The sequence below is a fragment of the Sinomicrobium pectinilyticum genome (assembly GCF_003725735.1).
GTDB classification, from domain to species: domain Bacteria; phylum Bacteroidota; class Bacteroidia; order Flavobacteriales; family Flavobacteriaceae; genus Sinomicrobium; species Sinomicrobium pectinilyticum.
The window spans coordinates 43,075-65,211 of sequence record NZ_RJTM01000093.1 but is presented as its reverse complement, the minus strand read 5'-3'; the positions used below and the strand labels follow the sequence as shown (position 1 = coordinate 65,211).

Genomic DNA, 22,137 nt, shown 5'->3' with positions numbered 1-22,137 from the left:
ATCAGGGAGCCGGGTTTCCGGACTTTTCAGCGTTTTTCCAAAAGTACAACATTTTCCACATGGTGGGTTTGCGGGAACATATCCACGGGTTGTACTCTGGTTACTTTATATACATCATCCATAAGGGCCAGGTCCCTGGCCTGCGTAGCGCTGTTACAGCTTACATATACCACTTTTTCCGGGGCTATATCCAGTATCTGCTGCACTACATCCTTATGCATGCCGTCCCTGGGCGGATCTGTAATAATGATATCCGGCCTGCCGTGGCGGGCTATAAAAGCACTGTTGAAAACCTTTTTCATGTCGCCGGTAAAGAATTCAACGTTATCGATGTTGTTTAATTGTGCATTGCTTTTGGCATCTTCTATGGCTTCGGGAACGGCTTCCACACCTATGACCTTCCCGGCTTTCCTGGCTACAAACTGGGCTATGGTCCCGGTGCCCGTATACAGGTCATATACCAGTTCGTTACCGGTAAGTCCTGCAAACTCGCGTGTTACCTTGTAAAGGTTATAAGCCTGTTCCGAATTCGTCTGGTAAAAGGATTTGGCGTTTATTTTAAAGCGGAGCCCTTCCATTTCCTCAAGAATATGGTCCCTTCCGTGATGACAGATGACTTCCTGGTCATAAATGGTATCATTCGGTTTGCTGTTGATTACGTAGAGCAGGGAGGTGATCTCCGGGAACTCCGTGGCCAGGTAGTTCAGCAACAACTGTATGTGGTTTTCGTTATTTTCGAAAAACTGTACCAGGACCATGATCTCCCCGGTAGAAGATGTCCTTATCATAAGTGTACGCAACAGGCCTTCCTGTTTACGCGGATTAAAAAAAGCCATGTTGTTCTTCCTCGCGAAATCCCGTACAGCAAGTCGTATGGCATTCGAGGGGTCTTCCTGCAGGTAACATTTCTCGATGTCCAGGATTTTATCCCACATTCCGGGAATATGAAATCCGAGGGCATCTTTGTCTTTGAGCTCTTTTCCGCTGTCTATCTCTTCCTGTGTAAGCCATCTGCTGTCCGAGAACGAGAATTCCATTTTGTTCCTGTAAAAAAATTGTTTTTCAGACCCGAGTATGGTATCGGGTTTCGGAATATCTATTTTCCCCAGGCGGGTCAGATTGTTCTCCACCTCCCTTTGTTTGTAAAAGAGTTGTTCCTCATAGCGCATATTCTGCCATTTACACCCGCCGCACACACCGAAATGGCGACATTCCGGTTCCTGTCTTTTTTCGGAATATTTGTGGAATTTTGTAGCTTTCCCTTCAAAATATGCTTTTCTCTTCCTGGTGGTCTGAACATCGATGACATCTCCGGGGATGGCGTTGGAAAGAAAAATAACCCGGCCATCGGGAGCCTTCGCTATGCCTTTACCCCTGGCGCCGGCATCCGTTACCTCTACATGCTCAAAAAACTGTTTTCTGCTCTTTCTTGACATGGGGCAAAAATAAGGTTTATTGATGATTTCCACTCATCTCCGGGACATTAAGTTTGAATCTGTGAAAAAGAAGGCTGGGTGTTCCCGCTGAAGTAATGTGGTAATGCAAGCAGTTTGGAAATATCAGGGAAGAAAAGGGAATAAATAATTACATTTGAGAAAAATTATCTTTCCATTGCCATGAACCGTTTCGACCGTATAACCGCTATACTTATTCAATTGCAATCCAAAAGGGTAGTAAAAGCCCAGGACCTTGCGGACCGCTTTGAGGTCAGCCTCCGGACCATTTACCGGGATATACGCACCCTCGAAGAAGCTGGGGTGCCCCTTTATGGTGAAGCGGGGGTAGGGTATTCTATTGTGGACGGGTATCGCCTGCCTCCGGTGATGTTCAGCAAGGAAGAAGCTATGGCGTTTGTGACCGCCGAAAAATTGATGGAAAGATTGACGGACACCGTTATCCGCAAGCATTTCGAATCGGCCATGTTCAAGATCAAAGCGGTGCTGAGGGGTGCCGAAAAAGATTTTGTGGAGGACCTCGCATCGCATATTCACGTAAGGGACAGGCAAGTACCTTCAAAATCGATTCCCGATAACATTCTGGATGTTCTTTTCCGTGCCATATCCGATAAAAAAGTAGTGAAAATCATATACAGGGCCCTTGGGCGTGAGGAAAAGACCGAGCGGTTTATTGAACCCATAGGAGTATACCACGAGCATAATCATTGGTATACCATCGGATATTGTCATTTGCGGGGAGATTACAGGCACTTCAGGGCCGATCGTATTTACAGTATAGAACTGACGGATAAGGACAGGCTTTCCGAGAGAGCTACACTACAGGAATATCAGGAACAGTGGGAAAAGAGCAGAGAGTCCGCCACCCCTCAGAAGGTAGTGATCCGCGTGGAAAGAAAAGTGGCGATGTATATGCAGGAACGGAAAAGTTACCTGGGGTTTGTGTCCGAAACGGAAAAGGACGGGAAGATAGAAATGACCTTTCTTACTTCGCATCTCCTGGATGGTTTTGCCCGGTGGTTCCTGATGTTCGCTGATTATGCCGAGATCGTAGAGCCCGTCCTTCTGAAAGAAAGGGTCCGGGAGATACTGAACGATATTTCCAAAAAATTATAGGGTAATACATCCTGATTACTGTCTTTTGGGACATATCATATAGACTTCCAACCTGCCGCAAATCCCGGATTTTTCACCTGTAGCGGTTAAATCCTGTCAAAGTTCAGGATAAATTTTTCATTTGCGGAAATACTGCTGACAAAGGGTTGTCATAATGCGGTCCTACCTTTGAACTGTATTTGTAAACCGATAAAAAAATGAAAGCGTCAGTCCGTATTCCCCAACACGAAAAGAAAGCTTTAGCCGGTAGTTCAACAGCGAACACCTCTAATGAAAAGCCCGAAACCTCCCATTACCTGGCTTCCCGGATTTCAGAACTGTCCGTGTTCAGCCTGTTATGGGGCTGAACCCTGGCCGGGAGCGTAATAAAGGCCGTACTGTTCCCTGTATTTTAAAGAACATATATTGGTGAAATCGTTTAACTTTTCCTAATTTGCATCATAATTGGATGATTTCTCTCCTTTAAAGAAGGAATGGCAAAGTTTTACTTTAATTAAATCAGTTAAGAATGAATATTGCAGAACAACTCAGCTCACAGGATGCTATTAAACTGGAGAATGATCACGGAGCACATAATTATCACCCTTTACCGGTTGTTCTAAGTAAAGGAGAAGGAGTATATGTCTGGGATGTGGAAGGCAAGAGGTATTACGACTTTTTATCGGCCTATTCGGCGGTAAATCAGGGGCACTGCCATCCCAGGATCGTAAACGCCCTGGCAGAGCAGGCACAGAGGATAGCGCTGACATCGAGGGCGTTCTATAACGATATGCTCGGGAGATTTGAAAAATACATCACAGCGTATTTTGGTTACGACAAAGTACTGCCTATGAACACCGGTGCCGAAGCTGTGGAGACCGCTATAAAAATTTGCAGGAAATGGGCTTATGAAAGAAAAGGAGTAGCTGAAGAGGAAGCCAGGATAATCGTATGTGAAAACAATTTTCACGGGAGGACCACAACCATCATATCTTTTTCGAATGATGAGGCCGCACGTAAAAATTTCGGCCCGTATACACCGGGTTTTCTGAAAATCCCTTACGATGATACGGATGCTTTGGAAAAGGTGCTCAGGACGGAAAAGAATATAGCGGGATTCCTTGTAGAGCCGATCCAGGGAGAGGCCGGGGTCTATGTGCCGTCTGAAGGGTACCTTAAAAAAGCTGCAGAGCTTTGCAAGGCGCATAATGTACTTTTTATTGCCGATGAGATCCAGACCGGGATAGCCAGGACGGGGAAATTACTTGCTGTGCATTACGAGGAAGTAAGGCCCGATGTCCTTATTTTGGGAAAAGCCCTTTCCGGGGGCACTTATCCTGTGTCGGCAGTTCTGGCCGATGATGCGGTTATGGATGTGATAAAGCCCGGCCAGCACGGATCTACTTTCGGAGGAAACCCGGTAGCTGCCGCTGTTGCCATAGCTAGTCTTGAGGTGGTGAAAGATGAGAGACTCGCCGATAACGCGGCGGAATTAGGAAGCTTCTTCCGGGAAGAACTCAACAAATATATCGCCGGTTCGGGTATAGTTAAGCTGGTAAGGGGAAAAGGATTGCTGAATGCCATTGTCATTAACGATGCCGAAGACGGGGATACAGCCTGGAATATATGTGTGGCCCTGAAAGAAAACGGGCTCCTTGCAAAACCTACGCACGGTAATATTATTCGTTTTGCACCTCCTCTGGTAATGAATAAGGAACAATTGAAGGACTGTATACGTATTATTACGGAAACCCTGAAGGAATTCGAGTAACAGCGACCAGGGGATAGGAAATAAAAAAGCGGGGGAATATAATCTCCCGCTTTTTTTGTTTCTAATGGTTTTCCGGAACTGGTTTATGCGGGCTGTTTGATACTTTTCAACAGGAAATAACCGATGGTGCCCCCTATCATCGATGCGGCAAAAATCCCCATCTTAGCTTCGAGGATATATTCCTCCGCATTTGTTTTAAAAGCCAGTTCCGTTATGAATAATGACATGGTGAAACCGATACTGGCCAGTAACGCCACACCATAGATATGTTTCCAGGTAAGATCGGAAGGAAGTGCTGCGATCTTGAGCCAGGTCATGAGTTTCGTAAAGCCGACCACTCCTATGAACTTACCTACGACCAACCCGAGAATGATACCTATACTTACATTGCTGGTAATATTATGCCAGAAATCTCCTGAGAAAGTAACTCCTGCATTGGCGAGGGCAAATACCGGCATTACTACAAAACTCACCAGCGAATGCATGGAGTGTTCCAGGCGCTGTAAAGGAGTAAGGGCAGCTTTGGAGTAAATCCTTACCTGTTCCAGTACATGCTGCTGTTGAGGCGTTTTTAGTCTTTTGGTGCGTCCTTCCAGGTTGTCGTACTCATCGATAAGGTTTCTCAGTTTTTCCACATATTTTTTATCTTTTACCTTAGAACTCGCAGGAATGGTAAATGCCGCCAATACCCCGGCAATGGTGGCATGCACCCCGGAAAACAGGAAGGCCATCCACAACCCGCCTATACCTATGATGCCATAGAATACCGGAGCCCTTACCCCCAGGCGGTTAGCTGCCAGGAGAACCAGTAAAAACACACCACCTACAATCAGGCTGTTGGTGTCGATGTTAGAAGTATAGAATAAGGCAATAACCAGTACTGCCCCGAGGTCATCGGCTATGGCAAGCGCCGTTAGGAATACCTTTAAAGATACCGGGACCCGGTCCCCCAACAGGTACAGAATACCCAGGGCAAAGGCGATATCTGTGGCCATGGGAATTCCCCATCCGCCAACAGCGTTCGAATCGTGATTGAATATAAGATATATGGCCGCGGGAAAAACCATTCCCCCGAGGGCAGCCATTAAAGGCAGGATGGCTTTTTTGGGCCTGGATAGTTCCCCGGCTATCATTTCACGCTTTAACTCCAGTCCTACTACAAAAAAGAAAATGGCCATAAGGCCGTCATTTACCCAGTGGTGAAGGTTATTGCTGACTTCAAAGGCGTCAAATTTGATAGCAAATTCATGTTCCCAGAAATGATGGTAAGCTTCTTTTAAAGGAGAGTTGGCAAGTATCAATGCAACAACTGCAGATAAAAACAAAACCACACCTCCGGTAGTGGATTTGTTAATAAACCTGCTCATGGGGTCAATTAGTATCTTGTCAATAGGAGTTTTTTTCATATGAAAGGTTAAAATAGGTTTTGTGCCCGCTTTGTCTGGATAACATATAGTTAAAGGAAGCTAAGATAGGATTTATGGCCTATTTTTTCAACAAATATCCAAAAAATCGGTTAAAATGACAACGGGTATGTGAGGGGTGATCTCTAATATTCTAGTATTCAAATGGTATGCGGAAGGGCAAATAATTATGCCTGATAACCACACAATAACGTGAAGTGTTTTTTACAAAGAAATGCCCTTTTCTTTTTGTAAGAAAAGAAACTTTAAATTTTTTAACAAATACGAACGAGGTATCTGTGCGGTATTCCGGAAGGTTCGCGGAAAGCAGGTAAAGACGGATTGTGCTGATGCTATGGGGTGTTACGTTTTTTCTTTCCCCCGGACAGTGTAAATCTTATATGCTATTATCCTTGTATGGTATTGGTAGTTCTTCGTATTTTTGGCGCGTCGAAAAACAGCAACACAACAAACGGATTAAATAACATGGCAGACACCAAGTATATCTTTGTTACGGGAGGGGTTACCTCTTCATTGGGAAAAGGGATAATAGCAGCTTCACTGGCTAAGCTTTTGCAGGCCAGGGGATATAAGGCGACAATCCAGAAACTGGATCCCTATATTAACGTAGATCCCGGAACACTCAATCCTTATGAACACGGAGAATGCTATGTTACGGATGACGGAGCGGAGACCGACCTGGACCTGGGGCATTATGAGCGTTTTCTGAATGTAAGGACCTCCCAGGCCAATAATGTAACTACGGGCCGGATATATCAGAGTGTCATTGAAAAGGAACGGAAAGGGGAGTTTCTCGGGAAGACTGTACAGGTGGTGCCGCATATTACCAATGAAATAAAAGAACGTATACAGATCCTGGGTAATTCCGGAGAGTATGATATTGTAATTACCGAAATAGGGGGTACCGTAGGGGATATCGAATCCTTACCTTATATAGAAGCGGTAAGGCAGCTCATGTGGGAGCTGGGAGATAATAACGGTATCGTGGTACACCTTACCCTTGTGCCGTTCCTGTCTGCTGCAGGGGAATTAAAGACCAAGCCCACGCAGCACTCCGTAAAAACCTTGATGGAGAGCGGAATAAAGGCGGATATCCTGGTGTGTCGTACGGAACACGATCTTTCGGACGACCTGAGAGAAAAACTGGCTTTGTTCTGCAATGTCCGCAGGGAAGCGGTAATACAGTCTATCGATGCCTCTACCATATATGATGTCCCCAAGCTTATGCTGGCGGAAGGCCTGGATAAAGTGGCCCTGAAGAAACTGGACCTCCCTGAAAAAAATCATCCGGATTTGGAGAATTGGGATGCTTTCCTCGAACGGCATAAAAACCCGAAACACGAAGTGACTATAGGGTTGGTCGGTAAATACGTGGAACTGCAGGATTCCTATAAATCCATACTGGAATCCTTCATTCACGCAGGAGCTGAAAACGAAGTCTCGGTTAAGGTAGAGACCATACATTCCGAATATATAGATGAAGCTACTATAAAGAATAAGATATCCCACCTGGACGGAATACTGGTAGCGCCGGGATTCGGAGAAAGAGGGATAGAGGGAAAAGTAGATACGGTGCGATATGCCCGCGAACACAAAATACCCTTCCTGGGAATCTGTCTCGGAATGCAAATGGCCGTTATAGAATTTGCCCGTAATGTATTGGGGCTAAAAGATGCCAATTCTACAGAGATGGTACAGGATACCCCTTATCCCGTCATCGACCTTATGGAAGAACAGAAGGATATCACGGACAAAGGGGGGACAATGCGTTTGGGAGCGTGGAAATGCGTGCTGAAAGAAAACAGCCTGGCCAGGGAAATTTATGGTGAAGAGACCATAATGGAACGACACAGGCACCGGTATGAATTTAACGATAAGTATAAAGAACAGATAGAAGCTGCCGGATTGAAAGCTACCGGGTACAATCCGGATACCGGACTGGTGGAAATCGTGGAATTACCAGGGCATCCGTGGTTTATAGGAGTGCAGTATCATCCGGAATATAAAAGCACCGTAGCCAGTCCGCATCCGCTTTTTGTAGCGTTTGTAAAAGCGGCGTTGAAGTACAAAAAAGAAAAAAACAGTGCCACTTTGGCATAACAATGCTATTTGGGGGTATTTTTGCATCCGTACCGGGAAGCCGGCCCGAACCTGTTGAAAGGCATTGTTTTATGAGGGCTGCTGTGTAATATTAATTTATAAAAGAGTAAATGGAAGAGAAGAAATTGGATACCAGTTCCATTATCGGTTTTGTTCTGATAGGAGCTATTTTAATCTGGGTAATGTATAACAACCGTCCTTCGGAAGAAGAGATAGAAGCCCAGAAAGCCCGGAAGGAACAGGTCCAAAAGGCGAAACAGAAAGAACAGGAAGATACGCTTGCCGACTACGGAACAGAAGCACAAAAACTTACGGACTCTACGGCACTGGCCAATTATACCAAAACTCTTGGTGCTTTCGGATATTCCGCTACCCTGCCATCTGCAAAAGACGGGGTAACGGTACTGGAAAATGACCTGGCTTACTTTGAGATCAGTAACAGAGGAGGACAGATAGTAGAGGCCAGACTGAAAGATTTTCACACTTACGATTCGGTTCCGGTCTATCTGGTAAAGGATGGTAATGCAGCCTTTAACCTTGCGTTGAGTACATCAGATAACAGGACACTGAATACAAAAGATATGTATTTTGAACCTTCCCTCTCTGCAGACGGGAAGATCCTGTCCATGAAACTGAAGGCTTCGGCCAATCAGTTCCTGGAATATCGATACGAACTGAAACCGGAAGATTACATGGTGGATTTCACCATACGTTCGCAGGGACTGAACGGGGTGCTCAACGGTACGCAGCCTGTAAAACTGGACTGGAAACTCAAGGGGATACGTCATTCTAAAAGTATTACCTATGAAAACAGGTATACCAGGCTTACCTATCAGTACAATAACGGGGATAAAATTTCCAAACTGAGCCCGGGAAGCGATGATAGCGATGTGGAGGAAAATGTGACCTGGGTATCCTTCCGGCAACATTTTTTCAGTTCCATACTCATTGCTGATAAACCTTTTGAAAAAGCAGACCTTTCTTCCAAAGATCTTGTAGAAGAGGAAAGTAAGGAAGCCAGATGGACAAAAGCATATGAAATGACTGCCGATCTGCAACTGGCCGGGGGGGAGATCAACCGGAACATGTCGTGGTATTTCGGGCCGACCGATGTTAAGATACTGAGCCAATATGAAGGGCTGAACCTGGACGACTCCATTCCTTTCGGGTGGGGGATATTCGGATGGATAAACAAATATGTTTTTACGCCGCTGTATACTTTCCTGAGTTCTTTCCTGCCTTATGGAGTGGCTATTATTGTAATGACTATCTTGGTAAGGCTGTTGCTCTCGCCGGTAACCTATAAATCCTATTTATCTCAGGCCAAAATGAAGGTGCTTCGTCCGGAAATCAGCGAAGTGAACGAGAAGTACAAGGACGATGCCATGAAAAAACAACAGGAGACGATGAAGATATACAACAAGGCCGGCGTGAGTCCGCTTAGCGGATGTATACCGGCATTGTTGCAGTTACCTATTTTTTACGCATTGTTTATGTTCTTCCCCACGGCTTTTGCACTGCGGCAGAAAAGTTTCCTCTGGGCGGACGACCTTTCGTCATACGACACCATAGCGGAACTTCCTTTCAAGATCCCTTTTTACGGAGATCACGTAAGTTTGTTCCCTATACTGGCATCCATAGCCATACTTATCTATATGATGATGACCACAGGGCAGAGCATGCAGATGCAACAGCAGCCGGGCATGCCCAACATGAAATTTATTATGTACCTGTCGCCTTTGTTCATGTTGATCTTCTTTAATAACTATGCGAGCGGATTGAGTTTATATTATTTTGTATCCAATCTCATCACCATATTCATTATGCTGGCTATTAAGCACTTTATTATAGATGAGCAGAAGATTCACGCTAAAATACAGGAGCAGAAGAAAAAGCCGAAAAAGATGAACCGTTTCCAGCGTAAGATGCAGGAAATGATGGATGAAGCGCAGGCGCAGCAAAAAGGTAAAGGGAAATAACAGTAATAGATTCCTGATTTTTAACCGGAGAGGCGCAGCATCAACTGCGTCTCTTTGTTTTTTGTAATTTTGCAGGGTAAAATAAATGCTCTGCCAAGAGAGAAAGGAGTAAAGACAGATGAAACGAGTAGTCGTAGGCCTATCCGGGGGAGTAGATTCCAGCGTGGCCGCATACCTGCTTAAAGAACAGGGATATGAGGTAATAGGCCTTTTCATGAAGAACTGGCACGATGATTCCGTGACCATTTCCAGGGAATGCGAATGGGTGGAAGACAGTAATGATGCCATGATGGTGGCGGAGAAACTGGGCATACCCTTTCAGACCGTAGACCTTAGTGCCGAATACAAAGAACGTATTGTCGATTACATGTTCGGGGAGTATGAAAGAGGACGTACGCCCAACCCGGATGTACTGTGTAACCGTGAAATAAAGTTTGATGTATTTCTGAAGATCGCTCTCGGTCTCGGGGCGGATTATGTTGCTACGGGACATTATTGCCGTAAAGATGTGATAGCCCGTGAAGAAAAGGAAACATACCGTTTACTGGCCGGAAAAGACAGTAACAAAGACCAGTCTTATTTTCTCTGCCAGCTTTCCCAGGACCAGCTTTCCAGGATATTGTTCCCTATCGGAGAACTTACCAAACCGGAAGTCCGTGAGATAGCGGCAAGGGAAGAGCTGGTCACTGCCGGGAAAAAGGACTCGCAGGGCCTCTGTTTTGTGGGAAAGGTCCGCCTGCCCGAATTTTTACAGCAAAAATTAAAGCCCAAAGACGGGGTCATCGTAGAAGTACCTGCTTCCAGTGAGAGTTATAAAAAAGAAGTACGGCACTTTGAAAATAAAGAAGAGGAGCTGGCTTACCACGCCCGTAAGGTCCGTTATGAAAAAACGGACGGTAAAGTTGTGGGGAAACACCAGGGGGCACATTATTTTACCAAAGGACAGCGGAAAGGACTTAATGTGGGGGGAACCGCAGAGCCTTTGTTTGTTATTGATACCGATGTGGAGGAAAATATCATATATACCGGACAGGGTAAAGATCACCCCGGGCTTTTCCGCAGGACACTTTTTGTTACGAATGATGAAGCACACTGGGTCCGCGAAGATCTTGCACTGCCATTGGACGGAAGCATGAAGGTGAAGGCAAGGATACGTTACAGGCAACCCCTTCAGGAAGCGACCCTTTACCGGGTAGACGGCGGATTGTATGTAGATTTCGAAACCCCGCAGAGTGCCATTACGGAAGGCCAGTTCGTCGCGTGGTACATCAATGACGAACTCGTAGGTTCCGGCGTTATATCATAATTTAAAAATACGGTGGTTTACTGTCCCGTGCCGCTACCGGTCTTATAATGCATTAGCTTTTCGTATATATGGAAAACAGGATTACGCAACTGTTCAATATAAAATACCCTGTCATACAGGCCGGGATGGTGTGGGCCAGTGGATGGAGACTGGCTTCTGCATCCAGTAATGCCGGTATCCTGGGCCTTCTCGGAGCCGGATCTATGTACCCCGAAGTATTACGGGAGCACATCAGAAAATGTAAGAAGGCCACTGATAATCCTTTCGGTGTCAATGTACCTATGTTGTATCCGGATATCGAAAAGATTATGGATATTATAGTGGAAGAAGGGGTGAAGATCGTATTTACTTCTGCAGGAAATCCCAAAACCTGGACCCCGTTTTTAAAAAATCACGGGATCACTGTTGTCCATGTAGTGAGTAGTGTAAAATTTGCCCTGAAGGCACAGGAGGCGGGAGTAGACGCCGTGGTTGCCGAAGGTTTTGAGGCCGGAGGGCATAATGGCAGGGAAGAAAGCACCACTTTTACGCTTATTCCTATGGTCCGGGAAAAGATCTCCGTTCCGCTTATAGCAGCCGGTGGTATTGCCACCGGAAGAGGAATGCTGGCCGCCATGGTGCTGGGGGCAGATGGTGTACAGATTGGCAGCCGTTTTGTTGCCAGTGAAGAGGCTTCTTCCCATGCGAATTTCAAGCAGAAGGTAGTGGAAGCCCGGGAAGGTGATACCCACCTCACCCTGAAAGAACTCGCCCCGGTAAGATTGCTGAAAAACAAGTTTTATACGGATGTGCAGGAGCTCTACAGCAGATCCCCTTCTGTGGAGGAACTGAAAGGACTTTTAGGCAGGGGCCGCGCCAAAAAAGGAATGTTTGAAGGGGACCTGGACGAAGGAGAACTGGAAATAGGGCAGGTATCAGGACTGATCCATGATATAAAATCGGTATCGGAAATAGTAGAGGATATCATACGGGAATTCCGGAAAGTCAAACAAGAACTGACCAGCACCTGAGAACAACCTGACATAAGATTTAAAAAAAAGCGATCCTCCTTAGGGTCGCTTTTTTGTTTTAGAGATATTCCGGACTTGAATATTGGTATTTTTTTAACATTCAGGATGAGTGAATATATTTTTATCCGGAGATAATCTGATTTTTTAGATATCTCATTTTTCCTTAAAGTTTTCGTGCACAAATAGGATTATGATAATTGTTTAGGCTTTTTATTGCATAAAATCTTCCGGAATCGATTGTATGGATGAAATATTTCTGTATATTTACATCATATATTCATATTGACTATAAGTAAAAGAGTGTTAAAAGCACTTCTCGTGTACGTTACTTTTTAAAACCAAATCATTTCATTATGTACTTACAAATTTTACAAAATCAGCGTAAAGTGTGGCAGGCGGTGTTTTGCTGTATACTGTTCCTTTCGGGGGGCATTATGATGTACGGGCAGAACATCACCGTGTCAGGAACGGTCTCTGATATCAATGGTCCTTTGCCCGGGGCAAGTATCATAGTACGGGGAACTTCAAACGGAACTACTACAGATTTCGACGGAAACTATTCGCTTGGCAATGTGCCCCCGGATGCCGTCCTGGAAGTTAGTTTTATCGGATATAAGAAAGCAGAAGTGGCCGTTAACAACCGCAGCACTATTAATGTTACTCTTGAAGAAGATCTGGCCCAGCTGGATGAGGTAGTTGTAGTAGGATACGGTACACAGTCCAGACGGGTTGTTACCGGGGCCATCGAGTCCATAGATGCCGAGGCCATGGCTAGCGTACCCGTCACTACATCAGAACAGGCCCTGCAGGGAAGGGCTTCCGGGGTTTCGGTGATAAACAGCGGTTCTCCCGGCCAGCCGCCGGTAGTGCGGATACGGGGACTGGGGACAATGAACAATAACGATCCCCTGTATGTGATAGACGGGGTTATCGGAGGGCGACTGGCAGATGTGGACCCCCAGGATATCGAGTCCATAGAAGTGTTGAAAGATGCATCTACCACGGCTATTTACGGATCCAAAGGATCTAACGGAGTTGTGATGATAACCACAAAAAAAGGAAGACCCGGAAAGATATCCCTTTCACTCGATAGCTATGTAGGTACCCAGTTCGTTACAAAAAAGCTCGATCTTATGAATACGAACGAGTACATTCAGTTTGCCGAAGCTTTCGGTCTTCCGCAGCGGCTTACAGATCCCCAATATGCGGATATGTTGAACAGGAACACCGACTGGCAGGATGCCATATTCCAATCAGGTCTTATGCAAAAGCACAATTTTGCCATTTCCGGAGGGAATGAGAACAGCGATTTCCGTGTATCCGGAGGGCTTATCGATCAGGAAGGTATTCTGCGCAATACCGGTTTCAAAAGGCATAATTTCAGGGCTAACAGTAATTTTACTTTCGGAAAGTTTAAAATAGGTGAAACAGCCCAGATCGTGTTCAATAACCAGAACCCGGAAAGCGACAGCGGCGGACGCTCCGTTATTCGTCATGCCATACGTATGGCACCGTATCTCCCTATATATAACCCGGATAATCCCGGGGGATTTCAGGGACCCAATTCGTCAGTGGACGGACAGGATGCGGAAAATCCGGTGAGAGTACTGGAATTACCGCAACGGCGTAACAGGTCCGTTAATATTATCGGAGGGCTGTATGCACAGTATGAGATACTGGACGGATTGGTATTCAAAACACAGGCAGGTCTCGATTACAGGACCTTTAACAATAATACCTTCGTACCTTCTTTTAATGACGACAGCATGGGAGCTACTCACACCCAGATTTTTGCTTCCATCGAAAAAAATTCGGGAACATTCAAATCCCTGATCTATACCAATAGTCTGAATTATACAGCCACTTTTGCCGAGAAACACAATCTCGAGGTACTGGTACTGGCGGAAAAACAGAAGATGAAGTCTACAAATACCAATGCCTATAGCAGGAACTATATCAGTAACGACGTCAATGAACTGACAAATACGGAGTCCAATCTCAGGTCCACTTCTTCCGAATATACACGGATAGGGTATCTGGGGCGTGTCAACTATAACTACGATGAAAAGTACATCCTTGCCGCTTCTATCCGTCGTGACGGGTCTTCCCGTTTCGGGCCGAATAACCGATGGGGGAATTTCTACTCCCTTGCGGGGGGATGGTTGATCAGTGAAGAGAACTTCTTCGATATTCCCGCCGTCAATAACCTTAAATTACGGGGAAGCTGGGGTACTACCGGAAATGATAACATAGCCGACTATGTTTATAATTTCACCATAATAGACAATTTTATTTATCCCATAAACGGTTCGGCAGGTATAGGGGCTTCCCCTTCCGGAGTGGCCAATCCCGATGTAAAATGGGAAGAGACAACAATGACCAACATAGGTATCGACCTGGGGCTGTGGGAGAATAAAGTTACCCTTTCCGCCGAATATTACAAGAACAAGAGTGATGACCTGTTAATGGACAGGCCGCTTCCTCCTTCATTCGGTACACATTCCGGGATTATTACGGAGAATGTAGGTTCTGTGGAAACCAAAGGTTTCGAATTTAATCTCGGTTATAACGATTATGATGGCGACTTTACTTGGTCAGCAAATCTCAATCTCGGGACCAACACCAATAAAGCCCTTTCTCTCGGGACTGTCGGGGAAATTACCGGTGCCAGTTTCGTGGCGGGAGTGGAAGATAACCTGACACGTGTAGCCCCGGGAGAATCATTATTCCACTTTTACGGTTTTGAGACGGACGGAATCTTTCAGAATGCGGCAGAAGTTGATGCCCATGCCACACAGGTAGGAGCCCAGCCCGGTGATATCCGGGTGGTAGATCAGAATGGTGACGGTATCATTAATGATGAAGACAGGGTGAAAATAGGGAACCCGTTTCCGGATGTTACCTTTGGTTTAAACATGAATGCGGCCTACAAAAACTTTGATTTTAATGTTTTTATCAGTGGAACGGCAGGCAATGATGTCTTTAACACGCTTCTTTTTGATACCGAAGGTATGCAGAGACTTTTTAATGCGGGTACCGGGGTATTGGACCGCTGGACGGGAGAAGGTACTTCCAACAGTATTCCGCGTGCCCAGGGAGCTACCTTGAATACAAGGGCGTCCGATCGTTTTATCGAAGACGGATCATATGCGAGGCTGAGAAATTTAACCGTAGGGTATACGTTGCCGGAGGAGGTATTCAACGGTACTTTTTCCAGGTTCAGGGTGTACCTGAGCGGACAAAACCTGATAACCCTTGCCGGCTATTCCGGTTATGACCCCGAAGTCGGTGCTTATACGGTAACCAATGAAGTTTCCAATTTTGAAGTGGGAATAGACCGCGGTAACTATCCGCAGCCTAAATCCCTTTTCCTTGGTTTACAAGTATCCTTTTAACAGAAAAAGAAAAGTATCATGGAAATTGTGAAAAAATATAAAAATTATACAGTAGTCCTCTTTTACACCGTAATCACGGTTCTGGTAGCAGCGGGGTGTAATACGGACGACCTGGAATTAAGTGATCCTAACGGGGCTAATCCGGAAACTTTCCTGGAGAGCGAAACCCAGGTAATATCGGCAGTAAATGCTATTTATGCAAATCTGCAGACCCAGGGCCTGTGGGGGCGGCATATGTTCTTTATGATGGATAACCTCTCGCATGAGAACAGCGGGAACCCGCAGTTAGAAGCAGATAAACAACAATATCTCGCTTTCAGTTTCGATGCCAGCCACGGAGCCATCCGGGCCTATTGGGAAAGTTGTTTCCGCGGTATAAACAAAGCAAATTATATAATCTCTAATGAGCAGAAGATTCAGGATATTCTGGGAATGTCCCAGGAAGCCAAAAACAAGTCTATCGGCGAAGCAAGGTTCCTCAGGGCATACTATTATTTCCTCCTGGTAACCCGGTATGGCGATGTTCCTATGATAACGGATGTCATTGTGGAAGACCAGGAAGGTTTTCCGAGGACATCCCTAGACCAGATATACGATGAGGTGATTATACCCGACCTGGAATACGCTGCAGCAAATCTTTACAGCAACTTCAGCGAAAGGCATGAGTGGGGAAGAGCCACTTACGAATCGGCTTATGCCCTTTTGGGAAAAGTACATCTGTACAGAGAAGATTATGGGCTTGCCCGTGATGCATTCAGCGAAATTATAAATGATTTCTCGCTGTCGGAAAATTTCGCAGATAACTTTCTCGAAGAGACGGAACATAATGAAGAGTCCATATTTGAAATTGAATATGACGAAAGCCTTGGAGCGGGCAACCTGTGGGATTCTGATGTTACCGGTGCCGGACAGAACGAAGCTACACTGCGCGGACAGGAATACGGATGGAACGACTGGTTTAACGTCTATCCCTCCGACGATCTCCTGGAAGAGTATGAAGACGGTGATCCCCGCTATACCGCCAGCTTTTATTTTAATGGCGACTCGTTCAATAACGGGGAAGGGGTGGTTAACATACCCCTGGAAAGAAAGGCAGCGTGGAAAAAATACCAGAATTACTACAAGCGGGCAAATGAGAATATCAATTCCAGTATTAATTTCAGGGTGATACGCTATGCCGATGTTCTGCTGATGATGGCCGAAGCCGAAAACGCCCTCGGTAATTCGGATGCAGCGATTGATTACCTGAACCAGGTGCGGGACAGGGTAGATATGCCGAATTACGGTACTCCCGAAATGGATGCCCTCTACCCCGTATCTACACCCGGAGAGGTATTTGCCGCAATAGTACATGAACGAAAAGTGGAACTGGCCGGAGAACAGGTGCGTTTCCCGGATCTTGTAAGATGGGGAATGGGTGGCCAGATACCTAATTTTGTCGTAGGGAAAAACGAGGTGTTTCCCATACCACTGGCGGAGATAGCAGCCAATAACAGCATATCCCAGGCCGATCAGAATAACGGGTATTAAATTTCAGCCCCGTTCGTACAATTGCCCTGAAAGCAGATATCTGTTGCCTTCGGGGCATTGTATTTTACAAAGAAGTGTGTTGCATGGCGTAGTTTTGGAACGAAAACTACATATTTCCATAAAAAACTTAGGTTTTGTTGATATACAAAATGAGTGCTATCATGTTTGAGAATAATAATCCTTTTTAACAAAAAACAAAATGCAACCGATTGCGAAAAAGAATATTTATGTATATTTACAACATATATTCTTTTTGACTATAAGATAGGGGGTATTTGATCACTACTACACAGAAAAGTTTTAAAAAATGAATAACAGGCATTTTTTTCTTCTGATAACACTTTTAATTCAGACGGATAAGCCGGAAGAAGAAAATATAGGGAAAAGTTATGCAATTCTGGAACAGTTATCTCCCCTGACCCTGGAAAATGCGGGAAGTGAGAACATGAAAGGAGTGTGGCTCGACAAAAAAAATACGACCGATACCCTGCATGTTGAAGGATATACATTGGTGGTAAAACACGACCATACCCTTGGATGGTCCTCCGGGGCTGAAGAAGAAGTATGGCCGGAAAGCGGAGCATTATGTATCGAAACCGCTACGGGCGAGTTTACTGTTGCCGGTACCGGGGTAGTGATCACTTTTTTCTCGGATGACAAGAGAAACCCGAAGGCGGGGATAGCAAGGATAGAGGAAGGGAGGTACGAAAACGGGGAATGGAAACCCGGCAGAAGGATGAACGGCGACCAAAGCCACCAGGGAAGACATTTACGGATTCCGGCGGACAGATACGGTATTCAAAAAGTAAAGTTGTATACCTATAAATAAACTCTGGGAAAATTCTAAAACAAACCAGCCAGTATAACCATGTATGACAATAATAACCAAAAACCGGATAAAGGCAGTAGAATGCGAGTTGTTTTTACGGTGAGCATTTACCTGCTGCTAAGCAGTCTCCTATATGCACAACCCCTTGTTTCCGGAGAAAAAGATAGTGAAAGATTTCCTCTGGTAGACGGAAAAGCTGTGCCTATCTACCTGGGAGAAGGGGAATATGCCGGTGTAGTGAGGGCAGCCGGGAATTTTGCGAAAGATGTAAGAGAAGTATCGGGAAAGTTCCTGGAAGTGATTACAGGTGAAAAGCCGTTATCTCCCTATGTTGTCCTTGCCGGAACTCTTGGAAGAAATCCCTGGATCGACAAGTTGGTCAACGAAGGGAAACTTCGGGTAAATGATATCGCGGGAAAATGGGAAACTTCCTTTATACAAGTAGTAGACCACCCTTTCGAAGGCGTAGAACAGGCGCTGGTAATTGTCGGAAGTGATAAAAGAGGGACAATTTTTGGTATCTACGAGCTCTCTGAACAAATAGGAGTGTCTCCCTGGTACTGGTGGGCCGATGTCCCGGTTAAACGCAAAGAAAAATTATACATACGGAAAGGAAGGTACAGCACAGGGACCCCCGCAGTCAGATACAGGGGGATCTTTATCAATGATGAAGCTCCGGCACTGTCCGGCTGGGCCCACGAAAAATTCGGCGGATTTAATCATAAGTTTTACGAAAATGTCTTTGAGCTCATTCTCCGGCTCAAAGGAAATTTCCTTTGGCCTGCCATGTGGGGAAGGGCTTTTTATGATGATGATCCTTTAAATGCTTCCCTGGCAGATGAATACGGTGTGGTGATCAGCACCTCGCACCATGAACCCCTGATGCGGGCCCATGTGGAATGGAGCAGGTATGGCGAGGGAGCATGGAACTACGAAACCAACAAAGAAGAACTGCGGGATTTCTGGAGGAAAGGTATAGAAAGAATGGGAAACAATGAAAGTATAGTTACCCTGGGCATGCGTGGAGACGGTGATGAGCCCATGAGTGAAGAGAATAACATAGCCCTTCTTGAAAGGATCATAAAAGACCAGCGGAATATTATCAGTGAAGTGACCGGCAAACCTGCAGAAGAAACATTGCAGGTGTGGACCCTGTACAAAGAAGTACAGGAGTATTACGATAAGGGGATGCGTGTACCGGACGATGTTACGCTTTTTTTATGTGATGATAACTGGGGTAACGTGCGAAAGCTCCCGGAACCCTATGCCCCGCCGCGTAAAGGCGGGTACGGAATGTACTATCATTTCGATTATGTGGGAGGCCCGAGGAACTATAAATGGTTAAACACCAACCCGCTTCCCAGGATATGGGAACAGATGCACCTTACATATCGTCACGGGGTAGATCGCATATGGGTAGTGAATGTAGGAGATATCAAACCCATGGAACTCCCCATCTCCTTTTTTCTCGACTATGCCTGGTCTCCTGAAAAATGGCCTGCAGACCGGATTTCCGGATATGTAGAAGAATGGAGTGCAAAACAATTCGGGACAACGTATGCACGGGAAATAGCAGAGTTACTCTCCCTCTATACCAAGTACAACGGCAGGAGGAAACCGGAACTGCTCGATGCGGATACCTACAGTCTCGTCCATTACCGGGAAGCGGAAAGAGTAGTGAAGGATTATAATGAGCTGGTTGAAAAAGCGGAAGATATTTATAACAAAATACCGGGAGAACACAGGGATGCTTTCTACCAGGTGGTACTTTTTCCGATAAAAGCCTGTGCCAACCTCAATGCGTTGTATGTAACAGTTGCCAAAAACCGTCTTTATGCCGTACAGGGCAGGGCCAGTACCAATAAAATGGCTGAAAGAGCAAGGGAATTATACCGGAAAGATGCAGAGCTCACGGCCTGTTACCACGATAGCCTTGCAGGAGGGAAATGGAACCATATGATGAGCCAGACTCACATAGGATATACCTACTGGCAGCAGCCCGAAGAACAAACCATGCCGGAGGTAATAGAGATCGAGGTGCCGGATAAAGCCGCTTTGGGAGTAGCAATAGAAGGTTCCGCAGCATGGTGGCCGCATGCCGGGGAAAAACCGGTGCTCCCGGAAATAACCCCTTATCAGACAAGTAAGAGATATATAGAGGTGTTTAACAGGGGACAGAGCTCTTTACACTACAAAATCAGCAGTCCGGCTCCCTGGTTATTGTTTTCCTCAGTCGGGGGAGAGATCAGCGAAGAAGACAGGATATGGATAGACATTGACTGGGCCAGGGTACCGGCCGGAGTTGAGGAAGTGCCCGTAACCATACGTGCGGGTGAAGATGAGGTTGTAGTTTATGCCAGGGTGAATATGTTCTCCGGAAAAGAAGTAAAAGGCTTTACAGAACAAAACGGTTACGTAGCTATGGAAGCAACGAATTTTTCGGATAAAAAGGAACTTACGGGGATTAAATACGGTATCATACCCGATCTGGGCAGGACCGGTTCGGCAGTAACGCTTTTCCCGGTTACTTTGGATAAAAACGTATTGAAGAACGAAGAACATTATCTGGAATACAAAATATACCTGGATACACCCGGTGAAATAAAGGTACACACCCTCGTTTCCCCGACCTTGAATTATGAAAATTCGCAGGAAGGGAAACGCCTTGCAGTTTCCATAGATGGCAATACTCCCGAAATTGTCCGTATGCACTCCGGGGAAGATAAGAAGTCGTGGGGAAAATGGGTGGAAAACAATATCAATGACCTGGTGAGTACACATCAGGTGGATGGGCCGGGAGAACACCTGCTTCATATACGCATGCTGGACCCGGGGATTGTTTTGCAAAAGATCATTATAGATACCGGGGGACTTCAACCTAGTTATCTGGGCCCGGAAGAAAGTAAATATATAACAGGCAACACACAGAAATAAGTCATGGAAGTGCTTTGATTATAAGAGAATGCAGTAATTAAACATAACAATATCAGTAGAAAAACACAGGTGAAATGCCCGTAACCGGTTTTCCCGAGACCAACCGGTGTAATCGGGCCATTAAACAACACTTGTATTGAACTAAGTCGAAATGATAAAAACAAACACATGAAAAACGGGTATAGAAAAAAAACAGCATCAGTATTATTCGCCGGTCTGTTATTCGCTTCCTGCGGCGAAGGAAACAAAAAGCAACAGCATGGAGAAACTTTGCAGGTTAAGGAGGAAAAAGAGGGGAAAAAAACGAAGTTCCGCAATCAGCCTCTTGTGACGGATATATATACGGCGGACCCTTCCGCACATGTTTTTGAAGAAAAATTGTACATCTACCCGTCCCATGATATTGATGCGGGGAAGGAAGAAGATGATTTCGGGGGGCATTTTGATATGCGGGATTATCACGTGTTTTCTATGGACTCCGCAGGGGGAAAGATAACAGATCATGGCGTCGCCCTGAGTGTAGAAGATGTGCCCTGGGCGGAAAGGCAATTATGGGCCCCGGATGCTGCCAGGAAAGGAGATTCCTATTACCTGTATTTTCCCGCAAAGGATAAAGAAGGGGTGTTCCGTATCGGTGTTGCGGTTTCTGATTCTCCTTCCGGACCTTTTAAAGCTGAAAACGAACCGATGAAAGGAAGCCTGAGTATTGATCCGGCCGTATTTCGGGATGATGACGGTGAATACTATATGTACATCGGAGGAATATGGGGAGGTCAATTGCAAAACTGGAGAACCGGAAAGTACGATCACGACACAAAAACTCCCTATGACAATGAACCTGCCGATGACGAACCGGCCATTGGCCCGAGAGTCGCCCGCCTGAGCAATGATATGCTGCAATTCGGGGAGGAACTGAAAGAGATCGAAATTGTGGACAAAAAGGGAGATCCTATTTTAGCCGGGGATCACGACAGGCGGTTTTTTGAGGCGGCATGGGTACACAAGTACAACGGTAAGTATTATTTCTCCTATTCTACGGGAGACACACACTTTATAGCTTATGCAACAGGAGACAGTCCATACGGACCTTTCGTGTACCAGGGGAATATCCTTAACCCGGTTGAAGGGTGGACCAATCATCATTCCATTGTGGAATTCAAAGGGCAGTGGTATATTTTTTATCACGACACCGAGTTGTCCGGAAAAACGCATCTGCGCAATATAAAGGTCAGTAAACTCAGGCACCGTGAAGACGGTACAATAGAGACTATAAATACGGTGACGGAATAGTCTTTCTGAAAACAGGGACA

At 45.7% G+C, this 22,137-nt stretch carries 14 protein-coding genes; 12 read left to right on the top strand and 2 right to left on the bottom strand.

The window, feature by feature from the left end; all coding sequences use genetic code 11:
• Positions 1 to 26: 26 nt before the first annotated feature.
• The gene (gene rlmD, locus ED312_RS13240) at positions 27 to 1,436 is read right to left on the bottom strand and encodes a 23S rRNA (uracil(1939)-C(5))-methyltransferase RlmD (RefSeq protein ID WP_123216489.1); all 1,410 of its coding nucleotides are present in this window, start codon (positions 1,434 to 1,436) and stop codon (positions 27 to 29) included.
• A 180-nt stretch (positions 1,437 to 1,616) separates the two neighbouring features.
• Here rlmD and ED312_RS13235 point away from each other — a divergent pair, with 180 nt between their 5' ends.
• The 3 genes from ED312_RS13235 (at position 1,617) to rocD (ending at position 4,320) form a co-directional block, all read left to right on the top strand.
• Positions 1,617 to 2,570, top strand: coding sequence for a helix-turn-helix transcriptional regulator (locus tag ED312_RS13235; protein ID WP_123216488.1), 954 nt, complete (start codon positions 1,617 to 1,619; stop codon positions 2,568 to 2,570).
• Between the two features lie 197 nt (positions 2,571 to 2,767).
• The gene (locus ED312_RS23790) at positions 2,768 to 2,917 is read left to right on the top strand and encodes a hypothetical protein (RefSeq protein ID WP_170164513.1); all 150 of its coding nucleotides are present in this window, start codon (positions 2,768 to 2,770) and stop codon (positions 2,915 to 2,917) included.
• A 161-nt stretch (positions 2,918 to 3,078) separates the two neighbouring features.
• A complete protein-coding gene (gene rocD, locus ED312_RS13230) occupies positions 3,079 to 4,320 on the top strand; it encodes an ornithine--oxo-acid transaminase (RefSeq protein WP_123216487.1) in 1,242 nt (413 codons plus the stop codon).
• Between the two features lie 83 nt (positions 4,321 to 4,403).
• Here the strand turns inward: rocD and nhaA are convergent, their stop codons facing one another.
• A complete protein-coding gene (nhaA, locus tag ED312_RS13225) occupies positions 4,404 to 5,726 on the bottom strand; it encodes a Na+/H+ antiporter NhaA (protein WP_123216486.1) in 1,323 nt (440 codons plus the stop codon).
• Positions 5,727 to 6,209: 483 nt separating this feature from the next.
• Between nhaA and ED312_RS13220 the strand changes: the two genes are divergently transcribed.
• The 9 genes from ED312_RS13220 (at position 6,210) to ED312_RS13180 (ending at position 22,117) form a co-directional block, all read left to right on the top strand.
• Positions 6,210 to 7,844, top strand: coding sequence for a CTP synthase (locus ED312_RS13220; RefSeq protein ID WP_123216485.1), 1,635 nt, complete (start codon positions 6,210 to 6,212; stop codon positions 7,842 to 7,844).
• Positions 7,845 to 7,954: 110 nt separating this feature from the next.
• Positions 7,955 to 9,823: a membrane protein insertase YidC gene (gene yidC, locus ED312_RS13215; RefSeq protein ID WP_123216484.1), complete on the top strand. Its 1,869-nt coding sequence runs from the start codon at positions 7,955 to 7,957 to the stop codon at positions 9,821 to 9,823.
• A 118-nt stretch (positions 9,824 to 9,941) separates the two neighbouring features.
• Positions 9,942 to 11,129 (top strand): tRNA 2-thiouridine(34) synthase MnmA, encoded by a 1,188-nt coding sequence (gene mnmA / locus ED312_RS13210; RefSeq protein ID WP_123216483.1) that lies wholly within the window; start codon positions 9,942 to 9,944, stop codon positions 11,127 to 11,129.
• 68 nt (positions 11,130 to 11,197) lie between these two features.
• Positions 11,198 to 12,139 carry an NAD(P)H-dependent flavin oxidoreductase gene (locus ED312_RS13205; RefSeq protein WP_123216482.1) on the top strand — a complete coding sequence of 314 codons (942 nt, stop codon included), beginning with the start codon at positions 11,198 to 11,200 and terminating at the stop codon, positions 12,137 to 12,139.
• A gap of 353 nt (positions 12,140 to 12,492) precedes the next feature.
• Positions 12,493 to 15,534, top strand: a complete 3,042-nt coding sequence (locus tag ED312_RS13200) for a SusC/RagA family TonB-linked outer membrane protein (RefSeq protein ID WP_240643098.1) — start codon at positions 12,493 to 12,495, stop codon at positions 15,532 to 15,534.
• An 18-nt stretch (positions 15,535 to 15,552) separates the two neighbouring features.
• On the top strand, positions 15,553 to 17,064 hold the full coding sequence (locus ED312_RS13195; protein ID WP_123216481.1) for a RagB/SusD family nutrient uptake outer membrane protein: 1,512 nt from the start codon (positions 15,553 to 15,555) through the stop codon (positions 17,062 to 17,064).
• Positions 17,065 to 17,371: 307 nt separating this feature from the next.
• Positions 17,372 to 17,893 carry a DUF5597 domain-containing protein gene (locus ED312_RS13190; RefSeq protein ID WP_123216480.1) on the top strand — a complete coding sequence of 174 codons (522 nt, stop codon included), beginning with the start codon at positions 17,372 to 17,374 and terminating at the stop codon, positions 17,891 to 17,893.
• A 39-nt stretch (positions 17,894 to 17,932) separates the two neighbouring features.
• Complete coding sequence (locus ED312_RS13185; protein WP_240643097.1) at positions 17,933 to 20,827, top strand: glycosyl hydrolase 115 family protein; 2,895 nt, start codon at positions 17,933 to 17,935, stop codon at positions 20,825 to 20,827.
• Between the two features lie 168 nt (positions 20,828 to 20,995).
• A complete protein-coding gene (locus ED312_RS13180) occupies positions 20,996 to 22,117 on the top strand; it encodes a glycoside hydrolase family 43 protein (protein WP_123216479.1) in 1,122 nt (373 codons plus the stop codon).
• Positions 22,118 to 22,137 lie beyond the last annotated feature (20 nt).

Excerpts from the sequence above, each read along its gene's own strand:
- ED312_RS13220 (WP_123216485.1), top strand. The coding sequence starts at position 6,210 with ATGGCAGACACCAAGTATATCTTTGTTACGGGAGGGGTTACCTCTTCA.
- mnmA (WP_123216483.1), top strand. The coding sequence starts at position 9,942 with ATGAAACGAGTAGTCGTAGGCCTATCCGGGGGAGTAGATTCCAGCGTG.
- ED312_RS13190 (WP_123216480.1), top strand. The coding sequence starts at position 17,372 with ATGAATAACAGGCATTTTTTTCTTCTGATAACACTTTTAATTCAGACG.
- ED312_RS23790 (WP_170164513.1), top strand. The coding sequence starts at position 2,768 with ATGAAAGCGTCAGTCCGTATTCCCCAACACGAAAAGAAAGCTTTAGCC.
- rocD (WP_123216487.1), top strand. The coding sequence starts at position 3,079 with ATGAATATTGCAGAACAACTCAGCTCACAGGATGCTATTAAACTGGAG.
- rlmD (WP_123216489.1), bottom strand. The coding sequence starts at position 1,436 with ATGTCAAGAAAGAGCAGAAAACAGTTTTTTGAGCATGTAGAGGTAACG.
- ED312_RS13235 (WP_123216488.1), top strand. The coding sequence starts at position 1,617 with ATGAACCGTTTCGACCGTATAACCGCTATACTTATTCAATTGCAATCC.
- nhaA (WP_123216486.1), bottom strand. The coding sequence starts at position 5,726 with ATGAAAAAAACTCCTATTGACAAGATACTAATTGACCCCATGAGCAGG.
- yidC (WP_123216484.1), top strand. The coding sequence starts at position 7,955 with ATGGAAGAGAAGAAATTGGATACCAGTTCCATTATCGGTTTTGTTCTG.
- ED312_RS13195 (WP_123216481.1), top strand. The coding sequence starts at position 15,553 with ATGGAAATTGTGAAAAAATATAAAAATTATACAGTAGTCCTCTTTTAC.
- ED312_RS13200 (WP_240643098.1), top strand. The coding sequence starts at position 12,493 with ATGTACTTACAAATTTTACAAAATCAGCGTAAAGTGTGGCAGGCGGTG.
- ED312_RS13180 (WP_123216479.1), top strand. The coding sequence starts at position 20,996 with ATGAAAAACGGGTATAGAAAAAAAACAGCATCAGTATTATTCGCCGGT.
- ED312_RS13185 (WP_240643097.1), top strand. The coding sequence starts at position 17,933 with ATGTATGACAATAATAACCAAAAACCGGATAAAGGCAGTAGAATGCGA.
- ED312_RS13205 (WP_123216482.1), top strand. The coding sequence starts at position 11,198 with ATGGAAAACAGGATTACGCAACTGTTCAATATAAAATACCCTGTCATA.